The sequence below is a fragment of the Caloranaerobacter sp. TR13 genome (assembly GCF_001316435.1).
In the GTDB taxonomy this organism is placed as follows: Bacteria; Bacillota; Clostridia; order Tissierellales; family Thermohalobacteraceae; genus Caloranaerobacter.
The window spans coordinates 1-14,201 of sequence record NZ_JXLL01000001.1; the positions used below are offsets into that span (position 1 = coordinate 1).

Genomic DNA, 14,201 nt, shown 5'->3' on the forward strand with positions numbered 1-14,201 from the left:
ATTACAAAGCTTTAGCAAAGAAAACTTTATCAAAAAACTTACCTCACCAAAAAAGATGTGACCTTGGTTTTATTTATATCTAATATTAAGATTACCAGCTCCTATATTAATAGTTATATAAACTTTTTTATCAGTATTATCGTAATTAGGAGACATATAATAACTATCTTTACGTATCCAATTAAGCTTCTTTAGATTACTGTGTTTTACACCACCATCGAATTTAATTTTAACTCCTAAATTTTTTGGAATAGTTATATCAATATTACCAGCTCCCATATCAATATCTATTTTTGAGTTTTTTAATTTTTGACCTAATAAAATATCAATACTTCCAGCACCGGCCTCAATATCTAAGTTTTGAAAAATGATACTTTGCAAATCAAAAGTGCCATCTACAGCTCCCATATCAAAATTTATATCCCAAATCATATCTTCATCAATATTAAATTTGTATTCATATCCTCTATTAGTTGCTGCTTTTTTATTTTTTTTGTGTTTGAATTCAATTTGTGCAGTTTTTGAATGGTTGTTAATATTAGATTCATAATAAATATTTGGATCGGTTATATAAGCATTAAGAAGTTCATTTTCTGTAGATTTTAAACTAAAGTTACCTGCTAATAATTTAAGATCTAAAATACCATTAGTTATAGTATTTCTTTTTTCTAAAACAATGTTTGGATTTTCTAGTTTATATGAGTCTGAGTTTTCCAAATAAAGTCCATAAAATATAGCAAAGATTATGAATAATATCCAAGTAATGATAATAATACTTTTGCTTTTTCTAAATATTAAATTTAATCCTAAAATAATTAAAATTATTGGCCATAAATCAAATAAAACTGCCCAAACAGAAAAAGTTAAAATACCAAGGTTACTTAAGAGCCAAAAGATGCCTAAGAATATTAATATAAAACCTGCTGTAAAATTTTTATTTTTCAAATCAATCCCCCACTTTCTGACTATATATTATATATATACCTGCAATTATAAGTAAAATAGGCCATAATTTTTCGAAGTCAATCCAATATAATGTTTTTTTTAATAGAAATATAGCTCCAAGTAGAATTAAGATTGAACCTGCAAGTATTTTATTTTTTTCATTATTATTTTTGTTATTATCCTTATCTTGTAAATTATATTCGTGTGAAAATATAGGTGATTCAGGAATTACTATAGCACATATTATATATGCGAAAAAGCCTATTCCCATAGTAAATCCTAGTATAAGCCAAAATAATCTAACTAAAGTAGAGTCAATGTTAAAATACTCAGCTATACCTCCACAAACACCTGCAATCATTTTGTCACTAGTTGAACGATATAATTTTTGTTGCATTTTTAAAACTCCCTTCTTTTATATTTTCTATTATATTTATTAAATTTTTTTGAAAGAATTCCTCTAAAAAACACTATATTTTCAAAACTTTTGGCAATAAATTGTTAAATACGTGTACCAGTTTATATTTTCATAAAATATATTATTAGTAGCAGTAGGCATAAAGGAGGTGTGAATATGCCATACTCTACACGTGAGTTGTTTGCTAGGATAATCAAATGTGAAGCAGGAGGAGAAGGTGAATTAGGAATGAAGGCAGTTGCAACAGTAGTAATGAACAGGGTACACGTAGCTTATGGAGAATATCAAAGAGTATGTCAGGGAGATTTAAGAAAAGTTATTTATCAGAAAGGACAATTTGATTGTGTTAGAGGCACAATAGCTGGTAGAGCAAATCCACAGACAATCTGGGCTAGTCCACCAGAAAAGATACATTATGATATTGCTGATTGGGCTTTATCAGGCAATAAAGTTTATAATATAGGAGATTGTCTATGGTATATGAACCCATTTAGACCAACATGTCCAAGTACTTTTCCTTGGAATGGAACAGGAAGTTTGAGAACTAGAATAAGAAAACATTGTTTTTATTCACCAACTGAGTTGTATAAAGACACTTAATTCATGTTATTTAGTTTGATGTAAATTTGATTTTTACATTATAAGGAGGGATTATATGAGAAGAAAGATAAATCAAGTTCCAAAAGATATGAAGAAACCTAGTACTCCAATGCAACCAATGATGCCAATGATACCACAAATGCCAATGATGCCAATGCCTTGTCCTGGTTATCCAGTAGGTATGCCACCTCAAACAGAGAATCCAGTAGATTTTGAAATAGAACCTGGACCACCAGTAATGATTGATAAAAATTATTTACAAGGGTATTTAAAAACATTAATAGGAAAATTTATTAGAGTAGATTTTATTGTTGGAACTAATATGTTTGTAGATAAAGAGGGAACCTTGGAAGAAGTGGGAATTGATCATATAGTTTTAAGACAGGCAGAAACAAATGATTTAATGGTTTGTGATTTGTATTCTATTAAGTTTGTTAAGGTTTTTGAATAAAATATTTATGAAAATAACGTTCATGTGAAAGAATTTAGAAAAAACTATAGGCTTAAATTTTTAGAAAATCCTAATGCACCTAATCAAGACATCCTGTCTTGTAGGATGCTGGCTTAGCGTCCTGCTAAGCCTACGGATTTTCTCAAAATTTTTCACCTAGTTTTTTTAACTAAATTCTTTCAAGCATTCGTTTTTATTTTCATAGAAATTCAAAAAAATAAGTTTGTCTACAGTCTGAGCTACTAAGAGTAAGTTCTTAGTAGCTTTCTTATGTATAAAATAATTGAACCTCCATAAAATAACATTGTGTAACTAATGGCTTTATAAGGGGTGATTATTATTAAAGCTGTAATTATGGCAGGTGGGAAAGGAACAAGGCTTAGACCACTAACTTGTGATTTACCAAAGCCTATGGTGCCTATACTTAATAAACCTGTTATGGAATATAGTATAGAATTGTTGAGAAAATATGAAATTACTGATATAGCTGTTACTTTAGCTTATTTACCAGATGTAATAATAAACTATTTTGAAGACGGTTCTAAATGGGGCGTTAATATTAAATATTTTATTGAAGAAATCCCTTTAGGTACAGGTGGCAGTGTGAAAAATGCAGAAGAATTCTTAAATGATACTTTTATCGTAATAAGTGGTGATGCTTTAACAGATATAAATCTTAAACGAGCTATAGAATTTCACAAAACTAAGAATTCTTTAGCAACGATTGTATTAAAAAAAGAACCAGTACCTCTTGAATATGGAGTAATTATAACAAATGAGGAAGGCAGAATAGAAAGCTTTCTTGAAAAACCTAGTTGGGGTGAGGTGTTTAGCGATACAATTAATACAGGAATTTACATATTAGAACCTCAAGCATTATCTTATTATAAAAAAGGAGATAATTTTGATTTTAGCAAGGATTTATTTCCCAAATTATTAAAAAACAAAGAAAATATCTATGGTTATATCGCAGATGGATATTGGTGCGATATAGGTGATTTAAAATCTTATGTACAGACTCATTTTGATATTCTTAGTAAAAAAGTTGACATACAATTAAAATGCAAAGAAGAAAATGATGGAGTATGGATAGAAGAAGGAGTAACACTAGGAGATAAAGTTAGTATTATACCACCTGTTTATATCGGTAAAAATACAGTTATAAAAGAAAAAGTTAAGCTAGAACCATATACGGTTATAGGTGATTATTGCAAGATAGAAAGCAGTTGTTCTATAAAGAAAAGTGTACTTTGGTCAAATGTTATAGTAGGTAATAATTCAGAATTAAGAGGGACAGTTATTTGCAACAATACAAAACTTGAAAAAAATATATCAACTTTTGAAGGCTCAGTAGTGGGAAAGGGCTGTAATATATTATCTGGTAGTATTATAAAGCCTAACTGTAAGATTTGGCCTGATAAAAAAATTGAAGAGAATACTATAATAAATGAAAATTTAGTTTGGGGTACAAAGTATTCAAAGAATATTTTTGGTTATAGAGATATAAAAGGAGTTGTAAATATTGATATTACTCCTGAATTTGCTTCACGTCTAGCTTCAGCATTTGCTTCTACTAAGGAACAAAATGGGATATATGTAGTTGCTAGTGATAATTCAGATGCTTCTATTTTAATTAGAAAGTCTTTAATATCAGGCATATTATCAACAGGAGCAGGTGTAATTGAGATAGATAATTCAGTTATACCAATGAGTAGATTTGCTATTAGATATTTCAAAGCTGATGGAGGATTACATGTTAGATCAGATAATATAGAGCCAGATATGATTCGTATTGAGTTATTAGATGGAAATGGTTCTAACTTAAATAGAGCTATGGAAAGAAAAGTTGAAAATCTATTTAACAGAGGAGATTTTCAAAGATGCAAATTTAAGGCTATAAAAAAAGTCATGCATATAGATAATTTTTATTATTACTATATAAAAAAAGGTCAAGATATTCTCAAAAGCATAAATGAAATAAAAAGAGAAAATTTTAGAATTTTGATAAGCTCTAGATCTGAAGATATTATGAAATTAGCAAAAGATTATCTGGCTGATTTAGGCTGTAAAGTCAAGTTAGATTATTCAATTGTAGATTTTGATTCAACTGATGATTATTTGAATTATATGTCTGAGAAGGTTAGAAATGGCGTATATAAAATGGGCATAATCTATAGCGAGAATGCGGAGAATACCATTTTAATAGATGAATTAGGTAGAATAATAGATAAAGCGAGATATGTAGTTTTAGTTTCTTTAGTCATACTAAAAAGTGGTATAGTAAAGAATTTAGTAGTTCCATATAATGCACCTAAAGTTATAGACAAGATTGCTAACAAGTATTATACTAACGTGATCAGAAGCAAAAATAATCCTTCTGATATTATAAACAGTATTTTAAAAATTGAAGATGATGAAGAATCAATTATGCTTCAATATACTTTAAATTTTGATGGTATATGGGGAACAGGTAAGATAATAGATTATTTAGTTAGTTCAAACAAAACATTAGCAAATCTTTACGATGAAATACCAGATATACATTATATAAAAAGTGAGGTTATATGTGATTGGCAAGACAAAGGTAGAGTGATTAGACAAATTATTGAGGAAAATAAAGATCCAGGTATAGAGATGTTTGAAGGGGTTAGATTTAATTCAGAAAATGGCTGGGCATTAATATTGCCAGATAGTGAAAGACCTGTATTTAATATTTATGCAGAAGGATTAACAGAGGAGTATGCTAAAGAAATATCTACTTTCTATATCGATAAAGTAAAGAAAATATTACAAAATCAAGGGCATTAAGCCTTTGATTTTGTTCGTAACAAAGGAGGAATCGGGCCTATGAGTGTGGCTTTTACTTTGTTAGCTGTAGTCATTTTTATAATAATATTTGCTGAAAAGAAGCAAAGATTAGTAAAAAAGGTTAGCGTAAAAGATATATTGTTAAGTCCAGAAGAGTTAGAAGGACATATTATAGAGGTGGCAAAAATGCATAATGTTTCTTCTAGGAAAAAAGCAAATAAACTGCTTTTACATAGGCTTGAAGACAACTTTAGATATATATCTAAGTTATATGAAAGGTTAAATCTTGATTTTAAAAGAGGCAAAGAGGTAAGTTATGCTTCAGAATGGTTACTTGACAATTTTTATATAATTAAGCAACAGTATAAAGAGATGAAAAAAAGGCTTAGAAACGATAAATATATGGTATTAGAAGTATTAGCTGATGGATATCTGAAAGGATATCCAAGAATATATGCAGTAGCACTTGAGATTATATCACATACAGATGGCAGATTAGATGAGAATCAATTAATAAAATATATCAATAAATATCAAACTAAAAAAATACTTTCTATAGGTGAAATATGGTCTTTATCAGTAATGATAAGACTTGCGTTAATAGAGTTTATTAGAATAATATGTGAAAAAATTGAGAAAACACATAATGATTGGGAAAAAGTTAATAATCTTATGTATAAAAAACATGGTGATTTAGTTAGAATATTAGAAGATTATTTAGATGGTATAAATGAATTGTCGCCTTCGTTTTTTGAATATTTTATAAGAAAAGTAAAAAGAACTAAAAAAGATGAGGGTGAAATACGAGAGTTTTTAAATAAAATACTATTAGATATTAATAAGAATTTAGATGTTATTATTAAAGATGAACATACTGAACAATCAGCTAGAAGAATATCTATGGGTAATGCAATTTTAAGTTTAAAGCTGATATCAACTATAGACTGGAATGAAATTTTTGAATCAATTTCTGTAGTAGAAAATGTACTTAAGAAAGACCCTAGTGGTATATATCCTAAAATGGATTATGAATCAAGGGATTTCTATAGGCGAGAGATACAGTATATTTCTAGATTATGTAACATATCAGAATTAATTGTAGCAAGAAGGACTCTTGAGTTATCTGAAGTTGCTGATATAGATGATGAAAAGAGGAGGCATATTGGCTATTATATTATAGACAAGGGCAGGGATGATTTATTTAAAACACTAGGGGAAAAAGGTACAAATGGATTCAAATCAAAATCCATTTTTGTTTATATTACACCTATTTTATTATTAACGCTTCTAATTACTGTAATGTTAGTATTTTATCATTATAATACATCAGAGAGAAAAAGTACTATTTTAAGTGTATTAGCTGGTATAGTTATATCTATACCAGTAAGTAATATTATTGTAATGTGTATGAATTGGTTAATTACACATACTATAAAACCTACTTTCTTACCTAAAATAGATATTAAAAGAAATATTCCTGAAGAGTTGAGCACTTTAGTAATAATACCAACATTAGTATCAAATAAGGAAATGATAACAGAGTTAACTAGTAAATTAGAGGTTTTTTATTTAGCTAACAGATTAAATAACATATACTTTGCTATAGTTGCAGACTTTAAAGATTCTGATTTTGAAAAAGAAATTTATGATGATGAAATATTAGAGAAGGCTAAATATGAAATTGACAAGCTTAATAAAAAGTATGCTGCAGAAAAAGACATATTTTACTACTTGCATAGAAAGAGACAATTTAATGAAAAACAGAACAGATGGATGGGGTGGGAAAGAAAGAGAGGAGCTTTAGTAGAATTGAACAAGCTCTTAAAAGGAGCTGATGACACTTCATTTTTCTATACAGTTGGAAACATAGAAAATTTGATAGGTAAAATAAAATATGTAATTACGATAGATTCTGATACAAAACTACCTTTAGAAACAGCAAAAAAACTGATAGGAACTATATCCCATCCTCTTAATAGAGCTGTTTTTGATGAAAAAAGTGGTATTGTTAAACAAGGTTATGGAATAATACAGCCAAGAATTAATGTCGATATAGAAAGCTCAAACAGCTCGTCTTTTGCCAATATTTTTTCTGGTCAAGTAGGATTAGAACCATATATTACTGCTTTTTCTGATGTCTATCAAGATTTGTTTAATGAAGGAATATTTACAGGTAAAGGAATATATGAAGTAGAGATTTTTAATAAAGCTTTAAGAGATGCCATACCAGATAATACTGTATTAAGTCATGACCTTCTTGAAGGAAGTTATTTAAGAACAGGATTAGCTACAGATATCGAACTTATAGATGGTTACCCAATCAAATATAGCTCATATATAATGAGACTTCACAGATGGGTAAGAGGTGATTGGCAGCTTATAAGTTGGCTATTGCCTAAAATTAGAGATAGAAAAGGTAATATTATACATAATCCTATTTCTACATTATCTAAATGGAAGATACTAGATAATTTAAGAAGAAGTCTTGTTCCTATATTTACACTAATTTTAATTATCATTTCAATTGCTTTTTTCCCAGGAAATAAGTTGATTTGGCTAGGGTTAGCGGGACTATCTCTTACTGTTCAATTATTTTTAGGACTATTAGATTATTTGTTAAACGGTTATTTAGAGTTTGGGAAAAAGTTCAATCAAGGTTTAACTAGCGATATTAAAAGAAATTTTTATCAAACATTTTATAGATTTGTATTTTTACCATATGAGGCATATGTGATGTTAGATGCTATTGTGAGAACTTTATGGAGAATGGTTATAACTAAAAGGAATTTACTAGAATGGACAACAGCAACTGATGTTGAAAAAAGGCTTGCTAATGATTTTTTCAGTTATATAAAAAGAATGTATAAGGCAGTTTTAATTACAATATTGTTTCTTGTATTAACAATATTTGTAAGACCTGAAAATACAATAATATCAGCAGTAATAACTATAAGTTGGGTGCTATCACCTTATTTAGCTTATAAATTAAGTACTATAGAAAGTAACTCAATTGATGATATAAATGAAGTAGATGAGAAAAAATTAAGAAGGATTGCAAGAAAAACATGGGCTTATTATGATGACTTTGCAGATGTAGAAAACAATTACTTACCTCCAGACAATTATCAAGAATATCCACCAAACGGATTGGCATATAGGACATCTCCAACTAATATAGGATTTTTATTGCTCTCAATACTTACTGCAAGAGATTTAGGTTATATTTCTACTATAGAAATGCTAAATAGAATAGATAAAACATTAACAACTGTAGAAAAATTAGAAACTTGGAATGGTCACTTATATAATTGGTATAATACTAGAACTTTAGAGCCTTTAAGACCATATTTTGTATCTACAGTTGATAGTGGGAATTTTATTGCTTATTTAATAACTGTTAAGCAGGGATTATTATATTATTTAAATAAACCGTTAATCGATATTAATTATGTTAAAGGATTATTAGATACAGTTTATATATACGAACAGAGAGATAATATTTTGATTCCAATACTTCTAGAATTGAAAGATGAAGAGAACTTAACTTATAGTAAATGGAATGATATATTAGAGCAATTATTGTCTTTAAGAGAGGAAGAAAATTTAAGTTTAAGATTAATTAATATGCTTAAATACTTTAATGAAGAAAGTAGGAGTTTGTATGTAGATAGAAAGCATATAGAAAGCTTATTTAAACAGTTTTTAGATAACAATAAAGAAATATCGAGTAGTTTTCAAAGATTAAAAGAACTTGAAAAATATTCTATGTTACAATTAGAAGATATTTATAGGAATTTGATAAAAGAAATAAATATATTTATTGATAGCAGTTTTTTAGATGAAAATAGAGAAACTTTATTTGATATAAAAGAAGAATTAAGTAGAACTTATGAAAATGTGCTTATTTTAATAGATAAAGCTAAGTCATTAGTAAATAGAATAGAAAAAATAATTGATAATACTAAATTTAAGCCTCTATATGATTATAGAAGAAATCTTTTTGCAATAGGATATAATGTTTCAGAAAAACATCTTACTACTACATTTTATGATCTGCTTGCATCAGAAGCAAGAACTACAAGTTACATTGCAATAGTTAAAGGAGAGATACCTAGAAAACATTGGGTTAAGTTAAGTAGGTCTTTAACAGTAGTAGATGGATTTAGAAGTCTCATTTCATGGACTGGCACAATGTTTGAGTATTTCATGCCTGCTTTAATTATGAAAACCTACAAAAATACATTATTACATGAAACTTATCATACAGCTTTAAAAGCACAGATGAAATATGGCTTATTAAGAGGTATACCATGGGGGATTTCTGAGTCAGGATACTATACTTTTGATATGCATTTTAATTACCAATATAGAGCTTTTGGTGTACCATGTTTAGGGTTTAAGAGAGGACTTGTTGAAGATATAGTGGTATCACCATATTCAACTTTTTTAGCTTTAATTTTTAACAAAAAAGAAACTCTTAAGAATATGGATATGCTTATTGAAGAAGGATTAGAGGGTGAATATGGATTTTATGAAGCCGTTGATTATACTGAAAAAAGAATACCTTTTGGAATTGAGAAAGGTATTGTAAAAAGTTATATGGCCCATCATCAAGGGATGATATTAACTTCAATTAATAATCTCTTAAATAATAATATTATTATTTCATATTTTCATTCTGAACCGATGATAAAGGCAGGAGAAATACTTCTGCAGGAAAAAGTTCCTCAATATGCGATTATTACAAATGAAAATGAAGAAGAAATTGAATCTAAAAGAAGGGTAAGAACTAAGAACAGGATTTTTATAAGACAATTTGAAATGCCTGAGAGAACTTTGCCGAAATGTCATTTGATTTCTAATGGTAGATACACAATTTTAATTACAAATACAGGTTGTGGTTATAGCAAATATGAGAATATACAGATAACAAGATGGAGAGAGGATTTACTTACAGGCGATTATGGATTTTTTATACTTATTAAATCTCTGAAGGACAATAAAGTTTGGTCTACAACGTATAGACCATTTTATAAAGAACCTGATGAATATAAGGTGGAATTTGAGTATAATAAAGCTAAGTTTTTTAGAAAAGATGATGATATTGAGACACGAACAGAAATTATAACTTCATCTGATGATAATGTAGAAATCAGAACAGTTACAATAACCAATCATAATACAAAAGAAGTCACACTTGAAGTTACTAGCTATTTAGAATCAATCATTTCGCAGCATATGGCAGATATTGCTCATCCAGCTTTTAATAACTTGTTCATAAGGACAGAGATTATACCTCAGTATGATAGTATTATAGCTTCTAGAAGACCAAGAGAACATGGTAATAAGTCTATTTGGGCATTTCATTCAGTTTTAGTTGATGGTGAAAGTATTGGTGGCCTGCAATATGAAACTAATAGAACAAGTTTTATTGGTAGGTGTAGAAGTTTAAAAAATGCGAGATCTTTAGACCAGCCTTTAAGTAATACAACAGGCATAGTATTAGACCCAATAATGAGCTTAAGAAGATTAGTTAAAATCAAAAGTGGAGAAAGTATTAAAATATCATTTATTGTTGGTGTTGGAAATAGCAGAAAGGAAGTTGTTGAGCTTGTAAGAAAGTATCATGATATCTATTCAATATCACGAGCATTCCAGCTTAGTGATTTAAGAAGTCAGGTAGAGACTAGTTATTTAGGTTTAGAAAACGAAGAATTTGATACTTATGAAGAATTATTATCTCATATTGTTTATTTAAGTCCTTTAAGAAGAGATGATGAGGAGAAAATATCTAAAAATAGAAAAGGTCAGTCAGGATTATGGTCTTATGGTATTTCTGGGGATATTCCTATTTTACTTGTTACGATAAATGATGAACAGCAAATAGATGTTTTAAGAGAAGCTTTAAAAATGCATGAATTCTTTAGAATAAAAGGACTAGAGGTAGATTTAGTTATCCTCAATGAATATGAAAGTAGCTATATTAAACCTTTAGAAAACTTAATTAGAGATACAGTATTAAATAGCAGAAGTAAAGACATGATAAATAGAAGAGGTGGAATATTTATTTTAAATGCAAGTCATATGGTTAATGAAGATAAAATACTGTTGTATACAGTAGCTAGAGTTGTTTTAAAAGGTGAAAGAGGATTACTAAGAGTGCAGATAAATAGAAATATAGGTAAAGTTAATTATCCGAAGGAAAAAATATTTAATGAAAATAATGTGATTTTTATAAATAAGGATGAGGAAGATTTCGATTTATTTTATTTCAACGGATATGGAGGATTTACAAAGGACGGCAGTGAGTATGTAATTAAACTTAAGGAAAATCAATATACACCAGCCCCATGGATAAATGTAATAGCTAATAAAAAATTTGGGTTTTTAGTTACAGAGAGTGGTTCAGGATTCGTATGGTCAGAAAATAGCAGAGAAAATAAAATAACACCTTGGTCAAATGATCCTGTAAGTGATACACCGGGAGAGGTAATTTATTTAAGAGATGAAGAGACAGGCAAGGTTTGGTCTATAACTCCACTACCAATAAGAGAAAGTGAAGCTTATACTATAATACACGGTATTGGTTATTCAAAATTTAAACATAATAGTAACGGAATAAAGCAAGAACTTACTGTGTTTGTTCCTAAAGAAGATTCAGTTAAAATTAGTTTAATAAAATTAAAAAATAATTCTGGATTTAGTAGGAAACTTACGCTAACATACTATGTACGTCCTGTATTAGGAGTAAGTGACCAAATTACACAGCAGCATATAATTACCGAGATTGAAAACGAAACAGGCACATTGATAATAAAAAATCCGTATAATACAGATTTTCCTGATCGTATTACTTTTATAAATACTTCTCAGTCAGCGAGAAGTTATACAGGCGATAGAGAAGAATTTATTGGATATAAAGGAGATTTAAGTTCGCCAGAAGCTTTAAAAAGAGAAGGGTTATCTAATACAGTAGGAGCAGGTTTTGATCCATGTGCTGTAATTCAAACTATTGTTGACTTGGACGATGGTGAAGAAAAAGAATTAGTTTTTATGCTAGGGCAATATGATAATTTAGATGATATAAAGGATGCAGTGCATAAATACAAGAATATTAATAAATGCAAAGAAGCTCTAAAAGAAGTTAAGAGTAAATGGCAAAGTATTCTTGGAGCTATTAAAGTTAAAACACCAGATAAATCAATGGATATAATGTTGAATTACTGGCTTTTATATCAAACTATATCTTGTAGATTATGGGGAAGATCTGCTTTTTATCAATCAGGAGGTGCTTATGGTTTTAGAGATCAGCTTCAGGATGCTATGAATTCAATATATGCTATAGAAGAGGATGTTAGAAAGCAGATTTTACTTCATTGCTCACATCAGTTTGTAGAAGGAGATGTACAGCATTGGTGGCATCCGACAGCTTCGGCTAATGTAGACAAAGGAATTCGTACGAAGTTTTCTGATGATTTGTTGTGGCTTCCTTTGGCGACTGTTGAGTATATTAATAAAACGGGCGATTTTAAAATATTAGATGAAAAGGTTAGATTTATTGAAAGTGAGCCTTTGAAAGAATATGAAGATGAAAGATATGAAATACCAAGAGCATCGAATGAAATATCAACAGTTTATGAACATTGTATTAGAGCGATAGAAAAGTCTTTAAAGTTTGGAAAGCATGGAATCCCTCTAATGGGGTCAGGAGATTGGAATGACGGAATGAATAAGGTTGGTAACAAAGGAAAAGGGGAAAGTATTTGGCTAGGATGGTTTATATGTAGTATTTTAAATAAATTTGCTCCAATATGCCAAAAAAAAGGAGATGACAAAAAAGCAGAAAGATATCTAGAAGAAGCTAAAAAAATTGCAAAAGCTATTGAGGATAATGCTTGGGACGGTAAGTGGTATAGAAGAGCCTATTTTGATAATGGTACACCATTAGGTTCTTTTGAAAATACAGAATGCAAGATTGACTCATTGGCACAATCTTGGGCTGTAATATCAGGGTATGGAAATAAAGAAAGAGTAAAAGTAGCAATGGCTTCTGTAGAAAGATATTTAATAAAAGAAGACCAAGGGCTAATACTTCTTTTTACACCTCCATTTGATAAAAGCGAGTTAGATCCTGGATATATAAAAGGATATGTGCCTGGAGTAAGAGAAAATGGCGGACAGTATACACATGCAGCTACGTGGGTAGTAAATGCTTTTGCAATGATGGGAGATGGTGATAAGGCATGGAGATTATATAACATGATAAACCCTGTAAATCATACAAGAACATCTATTGAATGTGTTACTTATAAAGTAGAACCTTATGTTATGGCTGCAGATGTTTATGCAGTAAGTCCACATATTGGCAGGGGAGGCTGGACATGGTATACAGGTGCAGCAGGTTGGATGTATAGAGTTGGGATTGAATATATTTTAGGATTAAAAAAAGAAGCAGATAAACTTATTATAGATCCATGTATTCCTAAAAATTGGTTTGAATATGAGATTGAGTATAGATATAAAGATACAATTTACAATATAAAGGTTACAAATCCAAATAAAGTAAACAGAGGAGTAGGTAATATATATATAGATGGTAATATTGTAAAAGAGAAATTTATACATTTAGTTAATGATAATAGAAAACATCTTGTAGAGGTTATATTAGGATGAAGAAACTAAAGGCGACATAGTCGTATATTTAAAGTTAAAGTTTAACTTTAAGTAATAAATGTGAAAAATTACAGAAACTAAAGAGTTAATGCTATACATTAATTGAGTTTGTTGACAAAGCAAAATATATATGAAAATGACGCTCATGCGGACGAATTTAGAAAAAACTAAAGGCTCAAATTTTTAGAAAATCCTAACGCGTTGGGTGAGTCGTCCTGACTCTGGAAGCTGGCTTAGCGTCCATGCTAAGCCTACGGATTTTCTCAAAAATTTTCACCTAGTTTTTAACTAAATTCTTTCAAGCAT

At 29.2% G+C, this 14,201-nt stretch carries 6 protein-coding genes; 4 read left to right on the forward strand and 2 right to left on the reverse strand.

From position 1 onward, the window contains the following. Positions 1-69: 69 nt before the first annotated feature. Together TR13x_RS00005 and TR13x_RS00010 are read right to left on the reverse strand one after the other, a co-directional pair. Complete coding sequence (locus tag TR13x_RS00005) at positions 70-945, reverse strand: LiaF transmembrane domain-containing protein (RefSeq protein WP_054869835.1); 876 nt, start codon at positions 943-945, stop codon at positions 70-72. Position 946: 1 nt separating this feature from the next. Continuing rightward, entirely contained in the window at positions 947-1,342 is a 396-nt protein-coding gene (locus TR13x_RS00010; RefSeq protein ID WP_054869836.1) for a PspC domain-containing protein, read from the reverse strand. A 177-nt stretch (positions 1,343-1,519) separates the two neighbouring features. On the opposite strand from TR13x_RS00010, the gene TR13x_RS00015 reads away from it, so the two are divergent. From TR13x_RS00015 to TR13x_RS00030, 4 genes are all read left to right on the forward strand, one after another. Continuing rightward, positions 1,520-1,963 carry a cell wall hydrolase gene (locus TR13x_RS00015; RefSeq protein ID WP_054869837.1) on the forward strand — a complete coding sequence of 148 codons (444 nt, stop codon included), beginning with the start codon at positions 1,520-1,522 and terminating at the stop codon, positions 1,961-1,963. A 55-nt stretch (positions 1,964-2,018) separates the two neighbouring features. Then, a complete protein-coding gene (locus tag TR13x_RS00020; protein ID WP_054869838.1) occupies positions 2,019-2,414 on the forward strand; it encodes a hypothetical protein in 396 nt (131 codons plus the stop codon). A 330-nt stretch (positions 2,415-2,744) separates the two neighbouring features. Continuing rightward, complete coding sequence (locus tag TR13x_RS00025) at positions 2,745-5,222, forward strand: sugar phosphate nucleotidyltransferase (RefSeq protein WP_054869839.1); 2,478 nt, start codon at positions 2,745-2,747, stop codon at positions 5,220-5,222. 39 nt (positions 5,223-5,261) lie between these two features. Then, positions 5,262-13,895, forward strand: coding sequence for a GH36-type glycosyl hydrolase domain-containing protein (locus TR13x_RS00030; protein WP_054869840.1), 8,634 nt, complete (start codon positions 5,262-5,264; stop codon positions 13,893-13,895). Positions 13,896-14,201 lie beyond the last annotated feature (306 nt).